Annotated in this window: 21 protein-coding genes; 4 read left to right on the forward strand and 17 right to left on the reverse strand. The window is 63.5% G+C overall.

Going from position 1 to position 22000, the window contains the following annotated elements; all coding sequences use genetic code 11:
* Nucleotides 1-1149 precede the first annotated feature (1149 nt).
* The 12 genes from CV770_RS22675 to CV770_RS42710 form a co-directional block, all read right to left on the reverse strand.
* Nucleotides 1150-1800, reverse strand: coding sequence for a hypothetical protein (locus CV770_RS22675; RefSeq protein WP_104463928.1), 651 nt, complete (start codon nt 1798-1800; stop codon nt 1150-1152).
* A gap of 48 nt (nt 1801-1848) precedes the next feature.
* On the reverse strand, nt 1849-2052 hold the full coding sequence (locus CV770_RS22680; protein ID WP_104463929.1) for a hypothetical protein: 204 nt from the start codon (nt 2050-2052) through the stop codon (nt 1849-1851).
* A 270-nt stretch (nt 2053-2322) separates the two neighbouring features.
* Nucleotides 2323-3729 carry a coiled-coil domain-containing protein gene (locus tag CV770_RS22685; protein WP_201759984.1) on the reverse strand — a complete coding sequence of 469 codons (1407 nt, stop codon included), beginning with the start codon at nt 3727-3729 and terminating at the stop codon, nt 2323-2325.
* Between the two features lie 572 nt (nt 3730-4301).
* Complete coding sequence (locus tag CV770_RS22690) at nt 4302-5075, reverse strand: fumarylacetoacetate hydrolase family protein (RefSeq protein ID WP_245453836.1); 774 nt, start codon at nt 5073-5075, stop codon at nt 4302-4304.
* 11 nt (nt 5076-5086) lie between these two features.
* Nucleotides 5087-6106: a 2-dehydropantoate 2-reductase gene (locus tag CV770_RS22695; RefSeq protein WP_104463932.1), complete on the reverse strand. Its 1020-nt coding sequence runs from the start codon at nt 6104-6106 to the stop codon at nt 5087-5089.
* Between the two features lie 98 nt (nt 6107-6204).
* Nucleotides 6205-6633 carry a CBS domain-containing protein gene (locus CV770_RS22700; protein ID WP_091953045.1) on the reverse strand — a complete coding sequence of 143 codons (429 nt, stop codon included), beginning with the start codon at nt 6631-6633 and terminating at the stop codon, nt 6205-6207.
* Nucleotides 6634-6808: 175 nt separating this feature from the next.
* Nucleotides 6809-8143 (reverse strand): oxalate/formate MFS antiporter, encoded by a 1335-nt coding sequence (gene oxlT, locus CV770_RS22705; protein WP_091953043.1) that lies wholly within the window; start codon nt 8141-8143, stop codon nt 6809-6811.
* Nucleotides 8144-8403: 260 nt separating this feature from the next.
* A complete protein-coding gene (gene oxlT / locus CV770_RS22710) occupies nt 8404-9693 on the reverse strand; it encodes an oxalate/formate MFS antiporter (protein ID WP_091953041.1) in 1290 nt (429 codons plus the stop codon).
* 403 nt (nt 9694-10096) lie between these two features.
* Nucleotides 10097-11596, reverse strand: coding sequence for a tripartite tricarboxylate transporter permease (locus CV770_RS22715; RefSeq protein WP_028143032.1), 1500 nt, complete (start codon nt 11594-11596; stop codon nt 10097-10099).
* Between the two features lie 42 nt (nt 11597-11638).
* A complete protein-coding gene (locus CV770_RS22720; protein WP_091953039.1) occupies nt 11639-12130 on the reverse strand; it encodes a tripartite tricarboxylate transporter TctB family protein in 492 nt (163 codons plus the stop codon).
* 91 nt (nt 12131-12221) lie between these two features.
* Nucleotides 12222-13229, reverse strand: coding sequence for a Bug family tripartite tricarboxylate transporter substrate binding protein (locus CV770_RS22725; RefSeq protein WP_091953036.1), 1008 nt, complete (start codon nt 13227-13229; stop codon nt 12222-12224).
* A 449-nt stretch (nt 13230-13678) separates the two neighbouring features.
* Nucleotides 13679-13816: a hypothetical protein gene (locus tag CV770_RS42710; protein ID WP_162832240.1), complete on the reverse strand. Its 138-nt coding sequence runs from the start codon at nt 13814-13816 to the stop codon at nt 13679-13681.
* A gap of 409 nt (nt 13817-14225) precedes the next feature.
* Between CV770_RS42710 and CV770_RS22735 the strand changes: the two genes are divergently transcribed.
* Entirely contained in the window at nt 14226-15557 is a 1332-nt protein-coding gene (locus CV770_RS22735) for an Hsp70 family protein (protein WP_104463933.1), read from the forward strand.
* Between the two features lie 226 nt (nt 15558-15783).
* Here the strand turns inward: CV770_RS22735 and CV770_RS22740 are convergent, their stop codons facing one another.
* Both CV770_RS22740 and CV770_RS22745 read right to left on the reverse strand, forming a co-directional pair.
* The gene (locus tag CV770_RS22740) at nt 15784-16227 is read right to left on the reverse strand and encodes an SRPBCC family protein (protein ID WP_104463934.1); all 444 of its coding nucleotides are present in this window, start codon (nt 16225-16227) and stop codon (nt 15784-15786) included.
* Between the two features lie 134 nt (nt 16228-16361).
* Nucleotides 16362-17051, reverse strand: a complete 690-nt coding sequence (locus CV770_RS22745; protein WP_104463935.1) for a hypothetical protein — start codon at nt 17049-17051, stop codon at nt 16362-16364.
* 346 nt (nt 17052-17397) lie between these two features.
* On the opposite strand from CV770_RS22745, the gene CV770_RS22750 reads away from it, so the two are divergent.
* From CV770_RS22750 to CV770_RS22760, 3 genes are all read left to right on the forward strand, one after another.
* Entirely contained in the window at nt 17398-17607 is a 210-nt protein-coding gene (locus CV770_RS22750; protein WP_026201564.1) for a cold-shock protein, read from the forward strand.
* Nucleotides 17608-17808: 201 nt separating this feature from the next.
* On the forward strand, nt 17809-18051 hold the full coding sequence (locus CV770_RS22755) for a hypothetical protein (protein WP_018315860.1): 243 nt from the start codon (nt 17809-17811) through the stop codon (nt 18049-18051).
* 56 nt (nt 18052-18107) lie between these two features.
* A complete protein-coding gene (locus CV770_RS22760) occupies nt 18108-18332 on the forward strand; it encodes a hypothetical protein (RefSeq protein WP_018315861.1) in 225 nt (74 codons plus the stop codon).
* Nucleotides 18333-18404: 72 nt separating this feature from the next.
* On the opposite strand, the gene CV770_RS22765 is transcribed toward CV770_RS22760, so the two are convergent.
* The 3 genes from CV770_RS22765 to oxc form a co-directional block, all read right to left on the reverse strand.
* Complete coding sequence (locus tag CV770_RS22765) at nt 18405-18602, reverse strand: hypothetical protein (protein ID WP_104463936.1); 198 nt, start codon at nt 18600-18602, stop codon at nt 18405-18407.
* A 281-nt stretch (nt 18603-18883) separates the two neighbouring features.
* Entirely contained in the window at nt 18884-20161 is a 1278-nt protein-coding gene (gene frc / locus CV770_RS22770; protein WP_018315863.1) for a formyl-CoA transferase, read from the reverse strand.
* Nucleotides 20162-20227: 66 nt separating this feature from the next.
* Entirely contained in the window at nt 20228-21961 is a 1734-nt protein-coding gene (gene oxc, locus CV770_RS22775) for an oxalyl-CoA decarboxylase (protein ID WP_104463937.1), read from the reverse strand.
* Between the last annotated feature and the right edge of the window lie 39 nt (nt 21962-22000).

Here is a 22000-nt window from a genome sequence, read left to right on the forward strand (position 1 = left end):
GTATTCGTCCGTCATCCCCGCGCAACCGCGAAGCGGTTGTCGCTGGAGGTGCGACCTGCACGGTGCGAAGCAACGTGCAGGGAGCCTCGAAGGATGGGCGGCCACGCTGCGAGCGTCGGGCTGTCGCCCTTCGAGGCTTGCTCAGTGGCGCGATGCGCCCCCGAGCGCGCACCTCAGGGTGACGGTCGTAGATTTGCGCTCGCGGGCCATGTGCAATTCTTGTCCGATCAAGACACGCCTTCGCGCTCTCGCGGCATCTGCGCCCGAGCTTTGCTTCGTCGCGTTGCCCTCATGAAAGACAAGGGCGCAGGGAAGGCCGGGCGCCGGCGGGCACCCGTAAGTCCGTGCACGAAAAAGATGCACACGGGGTGGACCACAGGTGAGCCGAACGCCCGGCCTTCCCTGCGCGATGGTTTACGGCGTACTTCGTGCTCTCCCCGGGGAGCGATGCACTATTGCCCCCGTCGCCTTGCGGATGACTGATGCGCGCACCGGTTGGCCGCCACATCACCGCAGGACTTGACGCACAGACCCCGGGCGTCAGGACCACACGACTTGGCCGTCCGCGCACGTCCTCGCATGTCGCTTCGAGTGCTGGCGTGTGCTCGCGCCCGAAGCCATGCGAAGACGCTGTCGGCGCCGGGTCGTATGCGCGAAGCGCTTTGCTCACGGTTTCCCGCCCTGCAATTGCTGCTCGCGCCCGACGCCGTCGCGTCCATCGCACCCCGGCCCGCGGTTCGTGACGATCGCGATCCGCCCCTTGTCTCGGGCCAGGGTGGCTTGTGCGTACGACAAATCCGAATTTCGGTAAAGTGGAATATTTTGGCGGGTGAGGATTGACAAGCGGAGTGGAGAAATTGGCGGGGTGTTTTGCCCGACGGGTGAGGTGCTCCGAACGTGGCCGGAGCGCTATGCGGCACCGCTGCATCAACCACCGTCATTGCGAGCGCAGCGAAGCAATCCAGGATCCCTCCGCGGAAACACTCTGGATTGCTTCGTCGCATGAACAGCGATGACGCCGGAGGTGACGGTGGAGGTTCGTAGCCCGGATGGAGCGTAGCGCAATCCGGGACTCATGCGACAAGCGAGGGCCGTCCCGGATTTCGCTTTCGCTCCATCCGGGCTACAAGGCCGCCGCCACAGGGGCAGCTACTCCGCCGACAGCCGCACCATCCGGCGGCCGCCGTTCATGTCCTTGAGGCTGTTGACGAAGTTTTCCGGGCGCTGCCAGCGATAGGGGACCTTCAGGCCCATGAACTCGGCGATGTCGCCGATGAAGCCGGTGCAGTTGGTGGTCTCGGCGTTCCAGACCGGCGAGCTCGCCTGCAGTTTCTTGATGTAGGCGAACACGCGCTTGGCGTCGGCTTCGTTCAGGTACACGCGGTAGCTCGCGGTCAGATATTCCGGATCGAGATCGCCGTAGCTCGCACCGGTCTCCGACGGCACGAAGGTGAGGTGGCCGAGCACGTATGCAAACGTGTCGCCGGCGGGCGTGAGGCCTGCGACCTCGACCGCCTTCTCGCTGGTCTTGCCGTACCAGACGAAGGCGTGGCCCCAGCTCGCGGCCGTGCGGGCACGGAAGTCGACGTAATAGGGACCTTTCTCCACGCGCGCGACGGAGCGCCGCGTCGATTGCGGCTGAGGCCGCGATGTGGAGTCGGTCGTGGCAAGCGCGTTGGCGTCGGCAACGCGCTTGTTCGCTTCGTGGGCCGAGGCCGAGGGCGTCGTACACGCGATCATGGCCGCGAGGGCAAACCCCGCAAGGATGCAGGGTCCCGATCGATCAGGTTTGTTCGTCACGCTGTGCCCCTCGACTGTCAGCCGCTTACGCTAGTCTTGCGCTGCGTCTCAGTAACGCGCAGCGACCGGGCCGGGCGCCTTGCCGATCGGGGCCTTTCCAACCGGGCTCTTGCCAATCGGCATCTTGCCGATCGGTGCCTGCTCGGCCGGATAGGCCGGCACGGGCTGGCGGCGCGGCAGATCTGCAGCGTTCGCAACCGTCACCAGAGCAAGCGTAGCACCCAGAGCAAATACAATCTTCTTCACAGTCATACCCCTAGAAGGTTTGGTCCAAACACGGCCATGCCGTGCCCCCAGACACGCCTCACAGAAGGGCGGCCGAATGCGACCAAGTTGCGGCGCGCGCGGGACATGTTGGCGGCATATGTCTGACGCGCGCAGATGTGATGTGTCTGGATGTTTCCGGGGCGCCGCAGTCAGCCCGTGATCCGTAGGATGGGTAGAGCGAAGCGAAACCCATCGGCTATTTTCGCGAGGAGAGGTGATGGGTTTCGCTTCGCTCTACCCATCCTACGCGGCAACTCACCCGATCCGGTTGAGGCTGCTCCTGATCGTCGAGAAGATGCCGCCGATGTCCTTGCGCAAGGCATCGAGCGCGTTGAAATTGTCGAAGATGCGAGCGAGGCGGTCTTCGACCTCGCGCTTGCTCTTGGTGAGCGCGTCGACGCGCGAGGCGAGGGTGACGTCGCCGTTGGCCTCGATCTCGCCGACGGTTTTGGCGAGGAGGTCGCGGGTGGTGCCGACCTCCGCGATCAGGGCCTCGATGCCGAACACCGGCGCCTTCAGCGGGACGAGGTCGGCCTGCGATTTCGACAGCTCCGCCTTGAAGGCGTTGAGCGTCGCCAGCGTCTCCTGCAGGGCGCCGAGGCGGTGTCGCGACTGCAGGACGAAATCGTTCAGCGCGTTCTGGCGGTCGGCAAGGGTCTTGCCGTTGGCGTCCGTCTCGACATCGGCGAGCGAGCGTTCGAGCTGGGCTTGGCGCTGGCCGAGCTCCTCGAAGTCGAGCCGGATGCTTTTGAGAATGTTGAAGCTGTCGTCGATGCGGGCGAGGCGCTGCTCGATCTCGATCTTGTTCTTCGACAACGTCTCGACGCGGGTGGGAAGCGGCGTCTCGCCGCCGGTCTCGAGCTCGTCGATGGTCTTGGCAAGGCGCTCGTGGCTGAGGCTGAGCTCGCCGATCAGGGCGTTGATGCCGGCGTCGGTTGACCGCAGCGGCACCAGCTCGGCGTGGGATTTCGCCAGATCCTCCTTGTACTGGTTGAGGGTCGCAAATGTCTCCTGGACGCCGTTCACCCGTCCTAGAAGCGCCGCCACGTCACGCGCGATGTCCCTCTGCCGATCGGCGAGGTTGTTCTTGCGGTCGTCGGTCTCGAGATCGTGCAGGGAGCGTTCGAGCTGATTCTGGCGGTCGCGGATCTCGGTGAAGACCGGCTCGACCGCGCGGCGCTGCTCGGCGACCTTGCCGACCATGTCGCGCAGGTGCTGCTGGCGACTGCGGATTTCGGCGAGCTGGTCGTGCATGTCGGTGGACTGGTTGCGGCCCTGCTGGAGCAGCGCGCGCTGCTCGGTCTCGCCCAGCTTGTCGTGCAGCGCGGAGACCGCCTCCCTGGGGTCGCTCTCGATCAAATGCTGGACGGTGGCATCCAAGCGGTTTTGCAGGGCGTGGGCGACGACGACGTCCTCGCGGGTTTTCTTGAGCCGGTCACGCAGCGTCTTCAGGCTGCGGTCCTGGCGTGACAGCCGCCAGGCTGAAGCGCCGATCAGGGCCAGTGCGAGGGCGGGGAAGACGCCAGTCGCGACGCGTTGCGGCACCGGCAGGTCCGCGAACCAGGCGGGCAGGTGACTGATGTCGTGACCGAACGCCTGCTGGGCGACGACCGCGACGATGGCCAACAGGCCGAACCAGGCAACCAGGAAAAACAGCCACATCGTGAATTCCACACGCCGGCACACATTTTCGCCATGATTGCCAAGAGTGGAACCGAGCGCAAGGGGCGGGGAGGTTAGTGGGCTGTTTCGGGCGGCGTGATCCACGACTGGTTGCGTTGGCCGATGGGTGGCGGCGGCGCGGAAGGTGCCGGGTTTTCCCGGACAGAGTTTCCACACACGCGTCATGCCCGGGCTTGCCGGGACAGGGCCGGCCACGACGGATCGAGTAGCGTTAGTAGCCCGCACGAGCGGAGCGACATGCGGGGCGGGACCATGCGAAGAGGCGTCCCGGATGTCGCTCCGCTCATCCGGGCTGCGGCGCCGCTCGCTATTTCCCGAGGAAGTTCGAGCGCATCTTGTCGGCGAACCAGACCGCGAAGATCGCACCGAACGCGAGAGCAAAGTACAGAGCCGTCCACAAAAGTGCATTACTGGCATTCGTCATGGCGATCCTCCCTGGCGTCAGAAATTGACTGCCGGAGGATAAGGCGGCCGTGCCGGCGCGATTTGCGCCGGATCAATTTTGCCGCGCTGCGGCGAGAATAAATCGGGCTACGGGACGGTGGATGCGGCTACAGCCGAAACTCGTTGGTGAGTTCGCCGATGCCGTCGATCGCGACGGTGACCGTGTTCACCGGCTCCTTCATCACGCCGACGCCGACCGAGGTGCCGACGGCGATGAGGTCGCCGGGGAGCAGGGTCATGTCGTGGGAGATCTTGCTGACCAGCTCCTGCGCCGAGAAGATCATGTCGGAGATCGGGTAGTTCTGCCGCTCCGCGCCGTTGAGGATGGTGCGGACGGTCAGCTTGGCCGGATCGAGGCCGGTTGCGATGACCGGGCCGAACGGACCGTAATCGTCGATGCCCTTGGCGCGGGCCCATTGCGGGAAGGTGGGGTCGCTGGTCAGGATGTCGTTGGCGGTGATGTCGTTGACGCAGGTGTAGCCGAAGATGAAGCTGTTGGCTTCGCTGGGGGAGACACGCGCGCAGGTCTTGCCGATGACGATGCCGAGCTCGCCTTCATAGGTGGTCTTGCCGTCGTAATAAGAGGGACGGCGGATCACGGCGCCGGGCGTCGTGATGGTGGTGGTGGCCTTCAGCAGATACAGCGGCTCCGGCGGCTCCGGCTGGTTGAGCTTGGCGGCGAGCGCGTGGAAATTATTCCAGAGCGCGACGATCTTGCTGGGCGCGCAAGGCGCTAGCAGCTCGACCTCCGACAGCGCCAGAATCTTGCCGGTCGCGGTGTTGCGGCCGAACATCTCGCCCTCGTGCACGCTGATACCCGATGGCGTCAGCGTGCCGAACCCGGTCGCGCCATTATTCCGGAAGCGCAGCCACTGCTTCATCTCGCCCGCCATCACGCCACCGCCAGTGCGCGGGGATCTGAAGGTGTCGAGACGCCGTCATAGAGGCCGGCGATGCGGGCGCGCTGGGTCACCATCGCCAGCACCGAGTCGAGCGCGGGCGTCGCGATCCCGGTGAGACGGCCCATCTCCTGCACCACGGTGACGAGCGGGTCGATCTCCATCGGGCGGCCGCGCTCGAGATCCTGCAGCATCGAGGTCTTGTGCGCGCCGACCTTGCGGGCGCCCTCGATGCGGCGCTCGACGTCGACGCGGAATTTGACGCCGAAGGTCTCGGCGATCGCTTGCGTCTCCACCATGATCGCGCGCGACAGCGCGCGCGTGGACGGATCGGTGCAGATCACGTCGAGCGTTGCATGGGTCAGCGCGCTGATCGGGTTGAAGCAGACATTGCCCCACAGCTTGAGCCAGATCTCGTCGCGGATGCGGTCAAGCACCGGCGCCTTCAGCTCGGCCGCGACGAACAGATCGGCAAGGCGCTGCACGTCGCTCGTGATCTCGCCGGAGGGCTCGCCGAGCGGGAAGTTGTTGCCGTAGACGTGGCGGATCACGCCGGGCGCCTCGATCTCGGTGGCGGGATAGACGATGCAGCCGATGGCGCGCTCGGCGCCGATCTCGCGCCACTGTCGTCCGCCGGGGTCGATGCTCTCCAGCGTCGAATTCTCGTATTGGCCGCCGTGCTTGTAGAAGTACCAATAGGGGATGCCGTTGACGGCGGTGACGATGCGGGTGTGCGGCCCGAGCAGCGGCTGCATCTTCTCGATCACGCCGGTGATGGAATGCGCCTTCAGCGTGATGATGATGTAGTCCTGCACGCCGAGCTCGGCGGGATCGTCGGTGCAGCGCGGATGCACGGTGTGCCTCTCCTCGCCCGCGAGCAGCGTCAGGCCGCGCTCGCGCATTGCGGCAAGATGGGCGCCGCGCGCGATGAGGCTGACATCGGCGCCTGCGCGTGCAAGCTGAACCCCGAGATATCCGCCGATTGCGCCGGCGCCGTAGATGCAGATCTTCATGAAATCCTCGCGGGAGACCGGAATTTTGGGACGAAAGATCCGGTCCGGCTCGAACGTGTCCGAGCCGGCCGGTAGTCACAGGGGAAGTGTGCGTCGCTTTAGGCTGCCGCTTGCGGCGTGCCGTTGATGGCCTCGTCCATGGCAGCTGCGATGTCGCGCATGCTGATGACGGAGACGAGGCTGTAATCGTCGATGACGGGCAAATGGCGGATGTGATGCCGGTTCATCAGATGCCGGACCTGCTCGATCGTATCGCTCGAGCTGCAGGACACCAGCTGCTGCACCGAGACGAGCTGCGAGACCTTGACGTTGACGGCATTCGCGCCGTGCTCGGCGACGGCGCGCACCACGTCGCGCTCAGTGAACATGCCGACGGCGGTATTGCCCTCGGAGCGGACCACGTCCTTGACCACGAGAGCGCTGATGTTGTTGGCGCGCATCAGCTTGGCGGCGATACCCACCGTTTCGTTCATTCGCACCGTGACAACGCGCGGTGTCTTCTTGCGCAGAATGTCTCCGACCAGCATTACAACCTCCCTGGGTGAATGTTGCTGGAAGTGTGGTATACATAATGCCAATCGTCAAGGGCTGGTTTGGGCGATCCGAAAAATCTTGCGACAGCAATACTGACGTTTGCCGTGTGCGAAAAAGAAAGGGGCGCATCGCTGCGCCCCTTGTTGATCCCTGCAATGTAAGCGGCGGCTACGCCGTCTCGGTCTTTGCAGTGGTCTCGGCGCTGCCGGTTGCGGTGTTCGCGCTCTCGGCTTCCTTGCCGAGGATGAAGGAGCGGCGCATCGGCTTGATCACGAACAACGCCGTCAGCGCCGCCGTCGCGTTCAACGCGACCGCGACCACGAACACGGCCTTCCAGCCGTACGTCGCCGAGATCACGCTGGCGAGCGGGACGAGCAGCGAGGCGGTGCCTTTCGCGGTGTAGAGCATGCCGTTGTTGGTGGTCGCGAATTTCGAGCCGAAGGTGTCACCGCAGGTCGCCGGGAACAGCGAGTAGATCTCGCCGAACACGCCGAAATACACGGCGGTCGCGAGCACGAACACGACCGGGACATGACCGTAAGCCGACAGCGTCAGCAGCATCAGCGCCGCCGTGCCGAAGGCGATGAACATGGTGTGCTCGCGGCCGATCGTGTCGGAGACCCAGCCGAAGAAGGGGCGTCCGAAACCGTCGAGGATGCGGTCGAGCGAGATCGCGAAGGTCAGTGCCGCCATCTGGAAGCCGGCCAGCGTGACCGGGGTGTCGGCGATCTTGAAGTCGTGCGCGATCGGGCCGATCTGCGCCGCGGTCATCAGGCCGCCGGATGCGACCATGACGAAGACGAGATACATCACCCAGAAAATAGGGCTGCGCAGCACCTGCGGCGGGGTGAAGTCGATCTTGGTCTGCGGCAGGTTGAGCTGCTTCTTCTTCGGCGGGATCGAGAGCCGCGGCGGCTGGATGAAGAAGGCGAGCACGAACACGATCACGCCCTGGCCGATGCCGAAGGTGAAGAAGGCGTGCTGATAGCCGCTCGATGCGATCATGGTCGCGATCGGCACGATGGTGAGCGCGGCGCCCGCGCCGAAGCCCGCGGCGGTCGCGCCGGCGGCAAGGCCCCGGCGGTCGGGAAACCATTTCAGCGCGTTGCCGACGCAGGTGCCGTACACCGCGCCCGCGCCCATGCCGCCGATGATCGCGGCCGCGTAGAGCAAAGTGAGACTGTCGGCATAGGAGTTGAGAATCCAGGACAGTGCGATCATTACGCCGCCGAACATGACGACGATGCGCGGGCCGTATTTGTCGACGAACCAGGCCTCGATCGGCACCAGCCAGGTCTCGGTGACGACGAAGACGGTGAAGGCGAGCTGGATCGCGGCGCGTCCCCAGTGGTGGGCCGCATCAATCGGATCGACGAACAGCGTCCAGCCGTATTGCAGGTTGGCGATCATCGCCATGCAGACGATGCCCATGACGAGCTGGAGCCAACGGAAACCGGTGCGAAGAGGCGCGGCCGTGACGGCGCCGTCCGTGCTGGAAATCATCAAGAACCTCCCAACGCGCCTGATTGATCACGACTTTGGATGGCAAGATGACCCAGTGTCGCAAATGTTGTGGCTTATCGTCGCAAGCGCGGCGCGGAGCTTGGTATACCATATTCCAGAATGCAAGCCCTATCTGCGGCGGATTGTCACAAATCTGCGGTTCCATTGGAGCGGGAACGGCGCTGCAAGACGTCGCCAAAACGACAACGCCCGGCCGTGAGGCCGGGCGTCTGCTCGATGAAGAGCTGTGATGGAGCGTGTCAGATGGTCGATTTTGCGACCACGACCTTGCGCCAGGGCTTGAGCACCGCGATCGCCAGCAGCGAAGCCAGGATGTTGGCGCCGGCCGCGATGATGAACACGCTGTCCCACGTGCCCGACGATTGCTGCATGTAATTGCCGATCGGGACCAGCAGTGCGGCGGTGCCCTTCGCAGTGTAGAGCAGGCCGGCATTGGTGGTCGCGAACTTGGCGCCGAACGTGTCGGTGCAGGTCGAGGGGAACAGCGAGTAGATCTCACCCCAGGCGAAGAACACGAAGCCCGAGAGCAGCACGAACCAGAGGGGATCGTGGCCCCAGAGGTAGAGCATCCAGATGCCGAAACCTTCCATGCCGAAGGCGATGAACATCGTGTTCTCGCGGCCGATCATGTCGGAGATCCAGCCGAAGAACGGACGCGTCAGGCCGTTGAGCACGCGGTCGATGGTGGCCGCGAACGTCACCGCCGTCATCGTCACCGCCATCAGCGTGACGGGCACGTTGTCGACCTTCCAGTCGGCCGCGATGGGCTTCAGGTTGGCCGTCACCATCAAGCCGCCGGCGCCGACGATCACGAACATGAAGTACATCAGCCAGAAGATCGGCTGACGCAGCACCTCGGTCGGCTGGTAGTTGCGCCGGGTCTGCAGCAGATTGGCATTCGCCACCACGTTCGGCACCTGGCCTGCTTTCGGTGCGAGCAGGAAGAAGGCGAGGATGCAGATGATGATGCCCTGTCCGAGGCCGAAATAGAGGAAGGTGGTCTGGAATCCACTGTCCTTGATCATGGCCTGGATCGGCGCGACGGTCAGCGCGGAGCCCGCACCGAAGCCCGCGGCCGTAATGCCCGCGGCAAGACCGCGCTTGTCCGGAAACCACTTCAGCGCGTTGCCGACGCAGGTGCCGTAGACGCCGCCGGCGCCGATGCCCGCGATGATCATGCCGAGATAGAAGCCGTTGAGCGTGGTGGCCTGCGCGTTGATCGCCCAGCCGATGGCGCAGAGAACGCCGCCGACCAGCACGACGATGCGCGGACCGTACTTGTCGACGAACCATCCTTCGATCGGGACCAGCCAGGTCTCGAACAGGACAAAGAGCGTAAAGGCCCATTGGATCGACGCGCGATCCCAGCCGAACTTCTTCTGGATGTCAGGGACGAAGAACGTCCAGCCGTATTGATAGTTGGCGATCATCACCATCGCGGCGACGCCAACCGCCAACTGCGTCCAGCGATAGGCATCGCTGACGCGCGCGACGCTTGGGGCCGCTGTTGACTGCACCATATCTGTCATAAAAAACCCTCCCGAAGGCGCCGATCATTTTTATGCGTGCGCTGGTTCGCATCCTGGTATTCATTATGCCAAGATTCAAGCGAAGGACTGGAGGGTGCGGCGAAATATCGCGGATTCTTCACATGCACCATGGCTGCTCGATTGTAAAGCCCAATCGGCTTCCAGCCTGCGATCAACCCATTGATTTTGTGAGAAGTCTTGCTTGTCGTGGCGAAAGCCGCAAGCAGGCGCGGGAATCCGTGCCTCCGCGATTTTCAGCTTCCGGTCGGTGGTGCGCGCTGCCCCGGGCACATCCGGGTGCGCGGCCGTGCAGTGAACGCTCAATCCTGGAATTCTATATCCCAGTAGCTCGGCCGCCCGGCGGAATCGGCGGCCGCCGACGCCGAATGCGCCTGCGCGCGCCTCACGCCATCGACATGCGCAGCCGGCTGTAGCCTTCCTGGATCGCGGACCAGAACAGGGCGACCAGACCGAGCGCCATGATGGTGCTGACGAGGCCGTTGGAGAAGAACACCCCGAGCGAGCCTTGCGATCCCAGCAGCGATTGGCGGAAGGCTTCCTCGGCCTTGTCGCCGAGCACGATGGCGAGCACGAGAGGTGCGAGCGGGTAGTTGCACTTCTTCAGGAGATAGCCGAGTACGCCGAACACCAGCATCAGCATCACGTCGAAGGTGCTGTTGTGCACCGAATAGGCGCCGATCGCGCACAGCACCAGGATGAGCGGGGCGATGATGCCGAACGGCACGCGCAGGATCGCGGCGAAGAGCGGCACGCAGGTGAGCACGACGATGAGGCCGGCGAGATTGCCGAGATACATCGAAGCGATCAGGCCCCAGACGAATTCCTTCTGCTCGACGAACAGCATCGGACCTGGCTGCAGGCCCCAGATCAGGAGGCCGCCGAGCAGCACGGCAGCCGTCGGCGAGCCGGGCACGCCGAGCGACAGCATCGGCAGCAGCGCCGAGGTGCCTGCCGCATGCGCGGCCGTCTCCGGCGCGATCACGCCTTCGATCTCGCCCTTGCCGAAATTGTTGCCGCGCCGCGCCAGGCGCTTGGCGATGCCGTAGCTCATGAAGGATGCCGGCGTCGCTCCGGCGGGTGTGACGCCCATCCAGCAGCCGATCAGGCAGGAGCGCAGCGAGGTCATCCAGTAGGTGGGCAGCTCGCGCCAAGTCTGAAGCACGACCCGAAGGTTGATGCTGGCATTGCCGCCGCGGAAGGCGAGCCCTTCCTCCATGGTCAGCAGAATCTCGCCGATCCCGAACAAGCCGATCACGGCGATCAGGAAGTCGAACCCGTTGAGCAGCTCGGTGACGCCGAAGGTCAGTCGCAATTGCCCGGTGATCGAATCGAGGCCAACCGCTGCGAGTGCAAAGCCCATCATCATTGCCGCGATGGTCTTGAACGGCGGCTCCTTGCTGAGGCCGACGAAGCTGCAGAAGGCGAGGAAGTACACCGCGAACTTCTCCGCCGGACCAAATCGCAGCGCAAAGCCCGCGACCAGCGGCGCGACCAGCGTGATCATGATGACGGCGAACAGCGCGCCGACGAAGGAGGAGGTGAAGGCGGCCGTCAGGGCTTCGCCGGGCTTGCCCTGCTGCGCCATGGGATAGCCGTCGAAGGTGGTCGCCACGGACCAGGGCTCGCCGGGGATGTTGAACAGGATCGAGGTGATGGCGCCGCCGAACAATGCGCCCCAATAGATGCATGACAGCATGATGATCGCCGACGTCGGCGGCATGCTGAAGGTCAGGGGAAGCAGGATCGCCACGCCGTTGGCGCCCCCAAGCCCCGGCAGCACGCCGATGATGACCCCGAGCGTGATGCCGATGATCATCAGCATGATGTTGTAGGGCTGCAGGGCGACCGCGAAGCCGTGAAATAGATTGGCCAACTCTTCCATATCGATACGTCCTGCAGCAGCAATTGAATGAATGCGTGGCCCTTACAGACCGAGCCACTCCTCGAACGGCCCCTTGGGAAGCGGGACCAGGAACCAGCGCTCGAAAACGAGATAGGTCACCACCGGCATGCCGACCGCCACCGCGATGACCGTCAGCCAGCGATAACCGCCGAGCCAGCGCATGAACCAGGCGATGAAGACCATCGAGGCGATGTAGAGGCCGATGAACGGCATCGAGCCGACATAGATCGCGGTGGGCACGACGACGCTCATGACCTGGCGCAGCTGTCCCCATTCCGCGAACAGCCGGCCGTCGTCGTCGCGCTGCGCGTGCCACAGGTTGATGGCACTCGCGCCGACGATGACGGCGCCGACATAGAACGGGAAGAACCCGGCTCGCGGACCCTCCGCGCCCCAGTTGATGCCGGCCTTGATGCTGCCGAAGATCACGATCAGGCCGAAGACGCCGATCAACAGCGCCATGCCGATCTCCACCGTCTTGTGGGCCGGACCGGATTCGGATTGTTCAGTCATGGGAGCTCCAGGCGGAATCGCACGTTTCGCAGCAGACGGGAGGACGACCGGCGTCCTCATCCGTCATCGATGTCGCGGATCGATTCGGGAATCAATTTCCCGGCGCGAGGAAACCGGCATCCTTCATCAGGCCTTCGTGGCGCTTCTCCTCCGCCTCGATCCATTTGGCGTAGTCGGCTCCAGCCAGGAAGGTCGTGTTGAAGGCGCCGCTCTTCATGAAATCCTGCCATTCCGGCGTGGCGCGAACCTTCTTGAACAGCTCGACGTAATACTCGACCTGATCCTTGGTGGCCTTGGGCGACATGAAGATGCCGCGCAGCATGAGATATTCCATCGCGAGGCCCTGCGACTTACAGGTCGGAATGTCCTTCCAGGCCTTGCCCTCGGCGATCGGCTCGTCATAGGCCATCGGCTGGGCGTCGAAGACGCAGAGCGGGCGGAGCTTGCCGCCGCGCCATTGCGCGACCGCCTCGATCGGATTGTTGACGGTGGAATCGACGTGATTGCCGACGAGCTGAACCGCGACCTCGCCGCCGCCCTTGTAGGGGATGTAGGTGAACTTCGCGTCGATCGCCTTCTCGATGCCGACCGTAATGATCTGGTCTTCCTGCTTCGAGCCGGTGCCGCCCATCTTGAATGAGCCGCTTGGTGCCTTCTTCGCGGCGTCGACGTAATCCTTGACGGTGTTGAACGGCTTTTCGGCATTCACCCAGAGCACGAATTCATCCAGCGCCAGCATCGCGACCGGAGTCAAATCCTTCCAGTTGAACGGAATCCCCGTTGCCAGCGGCGTCGTGAACAAGTTCGAGAGCGTGATGATGATCTTGTGCGGATTGCCCGACGACGTCTTCACGTCGAGAAAGCCTTCGCCGCCTGCACCGCCGGCCTTGTTGATGACGACCAGCGGCTGCTTCATGAGATTATGCTTGGTGACGATGCCCTGGATGGTTCGTGCCATCTGATCGGCGCCGCCACCGGTGCCCGCGGGCACGATGAACTCGACCGGCCGAACCGGCTCCCAGGCCGCAAAACTTGCAGTGCTGCCGGCGCACGACATCGCCATTGCCGCCAAAGCGACATTCAGAACGAATGACTTCATCTCGTTTCTCTCCCTGTCGAAACGCGGCCGTTCTTTGCCAGCTCGCGTCAGCCCATCTGGATTCACACGCTTGGGGTCACCTTTGCGGTCGATCTCCCATTGCAGCCTCACCAACCAGAAGTTTATGAGCGGGGACAAGGCGCGACATCCGCTCCTTTGGGCTAAGGCTCCGCCATGATTGGCAAACGTGCCATCTCCTTGGCCGTTCCTGTCCCGCGCTCTGCATCCCCATCCAGCACCTTGGTCGTGCAATCGTTTTTGGTTGTCGAATGGTATGCGAGATGCCAGCTGGCTCACAATTGGACGGCCGCCCAAATCGGCGGACCAATCGTCGCAGTTGTGTTCGCGGGCGAAGCGGGGACCAAAAGAAAATGGCCCCGACGAGGGGGCCATTGATCAAACGAACCGTCTGCGGGCCGCGCGCCGTTTCGGCTGCGCGGGAGGCCTTCTTACAGGCCGAAACGCGGCAGGTCGCCGTTGTGGTTCGAGATCTCGGCGCTCGCCATCAGGAAACGGTCGACTGCAGCCATAAAGCGGCTGAACAGCGAGGAGGAGGGGGCGAAAGCGACGGAAGCAGTCTTGGACATTGGAATTCCCTTTCTTGAGACGATCAGTCTTGGCGTCTCGTCTGGGGATGAAACTATGTATACCAGATGCCACTGTCTACGCGTTTGTTTGCATAGCAGCATAGAAAGTTCCGCATCGCAGCATAATGACGAGTTAATGGGGCCGGTTCGGGCTTAAATGGCGTACCCCAAAGAAGGCTTTTCCGTCTTAGACGCCATCCTCGAACGCCGAAAATGGCGATCAAGGGCTTATTCATTCGATTGAAGCGGAAATCGGGGTCCACCGGCGCGAACCTAAAGCGAGCCTTAATAGGCGAGGGGCTTTGCAGGGCAAGGCTTTGAAGGGCAAGGCTTGGCAGGGCAAGGCTTGGCAGGGCAAGTCAAAGCCGCTAGTGGTCTGCCCCCTTCCAATCATCTGTCAGAGTGGTTCATGTCGAGCGCCTCGCCCGCCGTCTCGATCGGCATCGATTTTGGGACCAGCAATACGGTCGTCGCCCTTGCGGCGGACGACCGCCGGGTCGAGGCCATCCGCTTCGACCACGGCGGACAGCGCCACAGCGTCTATGTATCGGCTTTGTGCTTCTGGGAGGACCGGCCAGGCGTCGGCGCCCAGGCCGAGGGCGGCCCCTGGGCGATCGAGCAATTCCTGGAAGGACGCCACGTCTACCGCTTCCTGCAGTCGTTCAAGACGTTTGCGGCGAGCAGCAGCTTCAACACCACGCAGGTGTTCCGGCAGCGCTTCAAGTTCGAGGACATTCTGGCGGCGTTCCTACGGACGCTGGCGCGCCATGGCGGCGACAGGTTCGGCTTCGAGACCTCGACCATCACGGTCGGCCGCCCCGTGCGCTTCGCCGGCGGCAATCCCGATGAGGCGCTGGCGATGCAGCGCTACCGCGCAGCGTTCGAGCGCCTGGGCGCCGGCCATGCGCGCTATGTCTACGAGCCCGTGGGCGCGGCGTTCTCCTTTGCCCGAAGGCTGGAGCGCGATGCCACCGTGCTGGTTGCGGATTTCGGCGGCGGCACCAGCGATTTCTCCGTGATGCGTTTCTCGCGCGCGGGCGGCAGCCTTCGCGCCGAGCCGCTCGGCCACGCCGGCATCGGCATCGCCGGCGACACGTTTGATTACCGCATCGTCGACCACGTCGTCTCGCCGCGGCTCGGCAAGGGCTCCAGCTTCCGCTCCTTCGACAAGGTGCTGCCGATCCCCAGCGGCCATTACACCAACCTGGCGCGCTGGCATCAGCTGGCGATGATGAAGAGCAACGGCGATCTGCGCGAGCTGAGGGAGCTTGCGCGCACCGCGCTGAAGCCGAAGCTGCTGGAGGATTTCATCACCATCGTCGATCTCGACCTCGGCTTTTCGCTGTACCGCGCGGTGTCCGACGCAAAGGTCGCGCTGTCGGCGCAGGACGAGGTGGATTTCCGCTTCAAGGGCGGCGGCGTCGACATCGGCGCGGCCATCACGCGGAAGAATTTCGAATCCTGGATTGCCGACGACATCGCCCGGCTCGGGGCCACCGTCGACAAGGTGCTGGCCGAAGCCGGCATCACCGCGCGCGAGATCGAGAAGGTGTTCTTGACCGGCGGCACGTCCTTCGTACCGGCGGTCCGAAAACTGTTCGCCGAGCGGTTCGGCAACGAACGGCTGATGTCGGGCGACCAGTTCGAGTCGATCGCCTATGGGCTCGCCTTGATCGGGCACAGCCCCAACCCGGACCGCTGGACTGCCGGCGGCGGGCTCGAGGCGAAGGCGGGGGCTTAACGATTCTCCGTCATTGCGAGCGCAGCAAAGCAATCCAGAATCCCACCGCGGAAACACTCTGCTTCGCTACACTCGCAATGACGGCGTGGGTAGAACGGCGCATCGGATCGAACAGTGCCGTAGGGTGGGCAACGCGAAGCGTGTCCGCGCGTCTGTCGCCGTATCGGAAAGATCGTGGGCACGGCGCAAGTGCGCCTTTGCCCACCCTACGACGCCAACGCCGCCGCTACTGATTAATCTCCGGCTCGACGAGCTTCGCCAGATTGCGCAGCGATTCCTGCCAGCCGAGATAGCAGGCCTCCGGCGGGATCACGTCGGGGATGCCGGCCTGCGTGATGTCCACTTCGGTGCCAACCGAGACCTTCTTCAGGATCACGGTGACCTCAATCTCGCCGGGCAGGTTGGGATCGTCGAACCTGTCGGTGTAGCGGAGACGTTCGCCGGGCACGAGCTCGACATATTCGCCGCCGAACGAATGGCTGTTGCCCGTCGTGAAATTCCGGAACGACATCTTGAACGTGCCCCCGACCTTGGGCTCGAAATGATGCACGGTGCAGGTGAAGCCGTTCGGCGGCAGCCATTTCGCCATCGCATCGGCCTCCAGGAAAGCGCGATAGACTTTTTGCGGGCTGGTGGCGAGAACGCGGTGCAGGCGGATCGTGCTGGGCATGGTTGTTATCCTCAGTGATTGATGGGCCCGAGATTGGCGTCTATGGCCCATTCATGTCACGAGGACGACCGGGAAGCCGCCGATCCGACATGGGCATCTCGTTTTTTTTGTCAGCGGTCCTTCTGGCCGGGTTGCTAGATCGCTGCGACATCCTGTGGCGTCATCGTGAATGCCAGCCTGTAGCGGCCGATCATGATATCCTCGCCAGCGCCCGCTGCGTGAAGCGACGACGGCGAGAATTGGCCGGCGATCCCGGCGTCAACCACATCGGCATCGTAACCCGACAGCAGGACGATCCAGTCGGCAGCGCCGTCCTTGCCGCGGATCTGCTGCTCGGTGGTGGGCGCGCTCGTGCGAGGCGTGTCGGTGAAGAGGAGGTGGGCGCCTGTCAGCCCCGGCTGCAGCGCCAATGCGCTGAGCGTTTCCGACAGGCGCGTCTGCAATTGCGCATCCCGTCCGGCTTCCGGCGACAGCCTGATGGTGGCAAGCGAGGTCGCCACACCTCCGCCAAAGCTCGCGACGATCCGGCATTGGCTGCGGACCATGCCGAGATGATGCGGCATCATCTTGGTCGACCACGGCGTTGGCGCATTGAGCCGGTCGAGATATCCCTTCGACGTGAGGACCTCGTACTGCTCGAGCTCGTAAAGCACGAAGAAACCTTCGGCGTCCGTCGTGCTCGTCCATCGCGACCCGCGCCGGAAGCCGGGAATGCTCATCCGCTCCGGGAAGTGTTCATGCGAATGCCAGTCGCCGAACTCGGTGCGCTGCTCGGGGCGAACGCTCCACCACATCGCGACGGCGGCCTTGCCCAGTAGTGACATGGTGACCTCCCATTCCGAGCAGCAAGATCAGCCCGAATGTCTACGCCTCGTCAACGGAAGCCACAATTCCGCAGCCGTTCCTCGTTCAACTCCTAAGCCGTTTCGCCAGAGGGAGGCCCCGCGTAGTCGCCTCAAACCTGGGACTGTTCCGCCGAGGTCCCTGGTGCAATTAAGCTTGGCCAAGCCTTGCAACTGGGGTTGGTGGGGTATACCCTGAATTCGTTCGTTCAGCCGCTGTGCCTTGTTGAATGCGCCCGCGGGCTCCTTTTCCATAGACATCGACGAATTGAATTGGTTCTGCGTGAGCGTCACGCGGAATGTGCGCTTGCGCGCTTTGGAGAAGAAAATGACGACAGGTACCGTGAAGTGGTTCAACGGCCAGAAGGGCTTTGGATTCATTCAGCCCGACGACGGCGGCAACGATGTGTTCGTTCACATCAGCGCGGTCGAGCGGGCTGGTCTTGCGGGTCTCGCTGAAGGCCAAAAGGTCAACTTCGAGGCCAAGACCGACAAGATGCGGGGCAAAGTCAGCGCTGAGAATCTCTCGCTGGCTTGAGCTCGCTAAGGCATGATCCGGAAAAGTGCGCAGCGGTTTTCCGGAAAGATCATGCTTAGACAACAAATCTAAAAGCGCGATGACGGTTCATCGTGATCGCATCGCGCTTTGGGGCCGTTTCACGGATGTACTGAAGCGGCCACGCTGCCCGCTCGATCGCAAGGATTGAGCGGGTTTTGTCTATTCGGAGCAGGGTGAAGGATGAGCGCCAGGAAATCGGCAGAACCGTCACCCGAAGGCATCGCGCGTTCCAACCGCCAGCGCCTGGCGGCTGAGGAAGGAGCACGCGCGATGGCGGATGCCGAAAAGCAGGCGGTCGACGTTCGCAAGAACATGGCAAGGCTTCGCGAACTGCGCGAAGCCAAGGAAGCGGCCGATGCAACCCTTCGCGCATCGTTACCGGCACCAACCCCGACGAAGCGCAAGAAGAAGCCGCCGCAATAATCGACTTCAGCAGCGCCGCCGACGAAATCTGGAGAGGACCGGTCACATGCCAAAGAGTGCGGGTCGTGCCTAGAGCCAAGTCGGACGGCGGTGGCACAATCACCTTTTTCCTGGCGCTTGGCGCAGGCCGACAGATGTGCCGGCTCGCGACCACGTTCCAAACGCAGAAACAGGCTTTCAGCTATCTTCAGAAACACCGCACCGAGTTCGAGCGCATCGCGCGGACCCGGCTGGCGTCCGGGGAGCTCGAAGACGGCATCGTCGTTCTCTCGATGCTCTAGCTCAAGATCAGGCGCCAATTCGGCGGCCTTCACCGGCCGGATGTCAGATCGTAACCAGCGACAGCGCGCTTCCTATTCGGGCAAGCCTTTTTCAAGCAGCTCCTTCGACTTTGCCTCGCGGGCTAATCGCTCCGCCTTGAGCCGCTCCCGATTCTCGTTGAGGGAGTGCTGGTCCTTCGCATAGTCAGTCATGGGCTTCTGCGTCTTGACAGGCTTGAACGCCTTGTTGGCTTCACGCTTGGCCCGATCAGAGGATTGATCTCTCAACATTTCGACCTCACTTCGATCAATGGGCGTAGCCCGCGAGCGCCGGACGCGGCGCCTCCCGCTTGCAAGCCGATTAGTCACCCTCTGAACGGGAGGGTGGACAATCCTTCAGTGTTGGGCGGGTCTGGCGCGAGGCTTGGTCACTCGCCGTGGACGCGGTACGCTCGCACTGCTGAGAGCATGCCGGTCGAAGCAATAACGGCCGGCCTGCGGTTCGGTTCCCTTGGCCCGAACAAAAAGGCCGCCGAAACCGGCGGCCTTTCGTCGTTCACTGATAGGTCCGCTTACTCCGCGGCCTGCTTCTGCGGCGGGTCGAGCGCGCCAGACTTGTGGATGTCGGCGACCTGGTGGTCGCTGAAGCCAAGCACGGAGCGCAGGATCTCGTCAGTGTGCTCGCCGAGCAGCGGGGAGCGCTCGACGTCGCTCGGGCTATCCGACAGCTTGATCGGGTTGCCGACCGAAATGTACTTGCCGCGGGTGGGGTGGTCGACTTCGACCAAGGTGCCGGTCGCGCGCAGCGACTGGTCCTCGATGATCTCCTTCATCGACAGGATCGGCCCGCAGGGGATGTCGTCCTTGTTGAGGATTTCCATCGCCTCGAACTTGGTCTTGGTCATCGTCCACTGCTCGATGCGCGCAAAAATCTCGTTGAGGCGCGACAGCCGGGCCGGCGGCTTGGCGTAGTCGGGATGGGTCTTCCAGCCGGGTTCGCCGATCACGTCGCAGATCTTCTCCCAGACCGGCGCCTGGGTGATGAAGTAGAGGTAGGCGTTGGGATCGGTCTCCCAGCCTTTGCACTTGACGATGCGGCCGGGCTGGCCGCCGCCGGAATCATTGCCGGCGCGCGGCACGGCGTCGCCGAACGGAATGCCTTCGCCGTACTGGCTGTATTCCTTCAGCGGGCCATGGGCGAGGCGCTGCTGGTCGCGCAGTTTTACGCGCGCGAGGTTGAGTACGCCGTCCTGCATCGCAGCCGTAACCTTCTGGCCCTTGCCGGTGACGGTGCGCTGATAGAGCGCGGTGACGATGCCGAGCGCGAGGTGGAGGCCGGTGCCGCTGTCGCCGATCTGCGCGCCGGTGACCAGCGGAAGGCCGTCGCGGAAGCCGGTAGTGGAGGCGGCGCCGCCGGTGCACTGGGCGACGTTCTCATAGACCTTGCAGTCTTCGTACGGTCCGGGGCCGAAGCCCTTGATCGAGGCGACGATCATCTTCGGGTTGATGGCCTGGATCTTCTCCCAGGGGAAGCCCATGCGGTCGAGCACGCCGGGGCCGAAGTTTTCCACCAGCACGTCGCACTTCTTGATCAGCTCGGTGAGGACTTCCTTGCCCTTGGGGTTCTTGGTGTCGAGCGTGATCGAGCGCTTGTTGTGGTTGAGCATGGTGAAATACAGGCTGTCCACGTTCGGGATGTCCTGCAGCTGGCCGCGGGTGATGTCACCCACGCCCGGACGTTCCACCTTGATCACGTCAGCGCCGAACCAGGCGAGCAGCTGCGTGCAGGTCGGTCCTGATTGAACGTGGGTGAAGTCGAGAATGCGAACGCCCGTGAGCGCTTTGGTCATCGTGTTGCTCCGTACTCTGTGTCTGCCCCCGCTAACCGCAGGGAATAAAGGGTTGAGGGGGTGGACTTACTTCTTCTTCTGCAGAACGCTCTGCGGATTGAGATTGCCGATGCGGCCGCTCTCCGAGCCCGCAGCCGGATCGATCACCGCGTTGATGAGCGTCGGCTTGCCGGACTTCATGGCTTCGTTGACGGCGCGCTTGAGCTCGTCGGGCGAGGTGGCATTCACGCCGACGCCGCCGAAGGCTTCCATCATCTTGTCGTAGCGCGCGCCCTTGACGAATACCGTCGTTGCCGGATCGGCGTTGGCGCCGTTGACGTCGGTGCCGCGATAGATACCGTCATTGTTGAAGATCACGACGCAGATCGGCAGGTTGTAGCGGCAGATGGTCTCGACCTCCATGCCGGAGAAGCCGAACGCCGAGTCGCCTTCCACCGCGAGCACGGGGTGACCGGTCTCGAGTGCGGCCGCGATCGCCTGGCCCATGCCGATGCCCATCACGCCCCAGGTGCCGACGTCGAGACGCTTGCGCGGCCGGTACATGTCGATGACGCCGCGGGCGAGATCGAGCGTGTTGGCACCTTCGTTGACGAGGATCGCCTCCGGATGCTCCTTGATGACGTTCTTCAGCACGCCGAGCGCGCCGTGATAGTCCATCGGCGACTTGTTGTTCATGAGCTTCGGCGCCATCTTGGCGACGTTCTCTTCGCGCTTGGACGAAATCGCCTTGGTCCATTCGGCGGGCGGTGCGGTCCAGCCCGAAGCCATCGCCTGGTTGAAGGCGGAGACGACCGAGCCGATGTCGCCGACGACGGGCGCGACGATCTCGACGTTGGAGTCCATCTCGCGCGGCTCGATATCGACCTGGATGAACTTCTTGGGCGCTTCGCCCCAGTTCTTGCCCTTGCCGTGCGAGAGCAGCCAGTTCAGCCGCGCGCCGATCAGCAGCACGACATCGGACTCTTTCAGCACCGTCGAGCGGGCAGCACCTGCGCATTGCGGATGCGTGTCGGAGAGGAGGCCCTTGGCCATGCTCATCGGCAGGAAGGGGATGCCGCTCTTCTCGACGAAGGTCTTGATCTCCTCGTCGGCCTGCGCGTAGGCCGCGCCCTTGCCGAGGATGATGAGCGGACGCTTTGCGCTCTTGAGCACGTCGAGCGCACGCTTGATGGAAGCGGGCGAGGGGATCTGCGCGGGCGCAGCATCAATCACCTTGACCAGCGACTTCTGGCCGGCATCGGCGTTCATCACCTGGCCGAACAGCTTGGCCGGCAGGTCGAGATAGACGCCGCCCGGACGGCCCGAGACAGCAGCGCGGATGGCGCGGGCCAGGCCGATGCCGATGTCCTGCGCGTGCAGCACGCGATAGGCCGCCTTGCACAGCGGTTTTGCAATCGCGAGCTGGTCCATTTCTTCGTAGTCGCCCTGCTGCAGGTCGACGATCTCGCGCTCGGATGAGCCCGAGATCAGGATCATCGGATAGCAGTTGGTGGTGGCGTGGGCGAGCGCGGTGAGACCATTGAGGAAGCCGGGCGCGGAGACGGTGAGGCAGATGCCGGGCTTCTTGGTGAGGTAGCCGGCGATGCCCGCCGCATAACCGGCATTCTGCTCGTGGCGGAATGAGATCATGCGAATGCCCTCGGCCTGCGCCATGCGGCCCAAATCCGTGATCGGGATGCCCGGCACATTATAGATGGTGGTGATGCCGTTCAGCTTGAGCGCGTCGATGACGAGATGGAAGCCATCCGTCAGCTCCTGCTCGGTGCCCGGTGCCTCGGACTTGGTCGCGGTATTCAGCATGGGCCTTGTCTCCCTGGTCTCAGATAGTGGGGCGAATTG

The sequence above is a fragment of the Bradyrhizobium sp. AC87j1 genome, from assembly GCF_002936975.1.
In the GTDB taxonomy this organism is placed as follows: domain Bacteria; phylum Pseudomonadota; class Alphaproteobacteria; order Rhizobiales; family Xanthobacteraceae; genus Bradyrhizobium; species Bradyrhizobium shewense.

Excerpts from the sequence above, each read along its gene's own strand:
- CV770_RS22680 (WP_104463929.1), bottom strand. The coding sequence starts at position 2,052 with ATGACTGTGAAGAAGATTGTATTTGCTCTGGGTGCTACGCTTGCTCTG.
- CV770_RS22685 (WP_201759984.1), bottom strand. The coding sequence starts at position 3,729 with ATGTGGCTGTTTTTCCTGGTTGCCTGGTTCGGCCTGTTGGCCATCGTC.
- CV770_RS22690 (WP_245453836.1), bottom strand. The coding sequence starts at position 5,075 with ATGAAGCAGTGGCTGCGCTTCCGGAATAATGGCGCGACCGGGTTCGGC.
- CV770_RS22695 (WP_104463932.1), bottom strand. The coding sequence starts at position 6,106 with ATGAAGATCTGCATCTACGGCGCCGGCGCAATCGGCGGATATCTCGGG.
- CV770_RS22700 (WP_091953045.1), bottom strand. The coding sequence starts at position 6,633 with ATGCTGGTCGGAGACATTCTGCGCAAGAAGACACCGCGCGTTGTCACG.
- oxlT (WP_091953043.1), bottom strand. The coding sequence starts at position 8,143 with ATGATTTCCAGCACGGACGGCGCCGTCACGGCCGCGCCTCTTCGCACC.
- oxlT (WP_091953041.1), bottom strand. The coding sequence starts at position 9,693 with ATGACAGATATGGTGCAGTCAACAGCGGCCCCAAGCGTCGCGCGCGTC.
- CV770_RS22715 (WP_028143032.1), bottom strand. The coding sequence starts at position 11,596 with ATGGAAGAGTTGGCCAATCTATTTCACGGCTTCGCGGTCGCCCTGCAG.
- CV770_RS22720 (WP_091953039.1), bottom strand. The coding sequence starts at position 12,130 with ATGACTGAACAATCCGAATCCGGTCCGGCCCACAAGACGGTGGAGATC.
- CV770_RS22725 (WP_091953036.1), bottom strand. The coding sequence starts at position 13,229 with ATGAAGTCATTCGTTCTGAATGTCGCTTTGGCGGCAATGGCGATGTCG.
- CV770_RS42710 (WP_162832240.1), bottom strand. The coding sequence starts at position 13,816 with ATGTCCAAGACTGCTTCCGTCGCTTTCGCCCCCTCCTCCTCGCTGTTC.
- CV770_RS22735 (WP_104463933.1), top strand. The coding sequence starts at position 14,226 with ATGTCGAGCGCCTCGCCCGCCGTCTCGATCGGCATCGATTTTGGGACC.
- CV770_RS22740 (WP_104463934.1), bottom strand. The coding sequence starts at position 16,227 with ATGCCCAGCACGATCCGCCTGCACCGCGTTCTCGCCACCAGCCCGCAA.
- CV770_RS22745 (WP_104463935.1), bottom strand. The coding sequence starts at position 17,051 with ATGTCACTACTGGGCAAGGCCGCCGTCGCGATGTGGTGGAGCGTTCGC.
- CV770_RS22750 (WP_026201564.1), top strand. The coding sequence starts at position 17,398 with ATGACGACAGGTACCGTGAAGTGGTTCAACGGCCAGAAGGGCTTTGGA.
- CV770_RS22755 (WP_018315860.1), top strand. The coding sequence starts at position 17,809 with ATGAGCGCCAGGAAATCGGCAGAACCGTCACCCGAAGGCATCGCGCGT.
- CV770_RS22765 (WP_104463936.1), bottom strand. The coding sequence starts at position 18,602 with ATGTTGAGAGATCAATCCTCTGATCGGGCCAAGCGTGAAGCCAACAAG.
- frc (WP_018315863.1), bottom strand. The coding sequence starts at position 20,161 with ATGACCAAAGCGCTCACGGGCGTTCGCATTCTCGACTTCACCCACGTT.
- oxc (WP_104463937.1), bottom strand. The coding sequence starts at position 21,961 with ATGCTGAATACCGCGACCAAGTCCGAGGCACCGGGCACCGAGCAGGAG.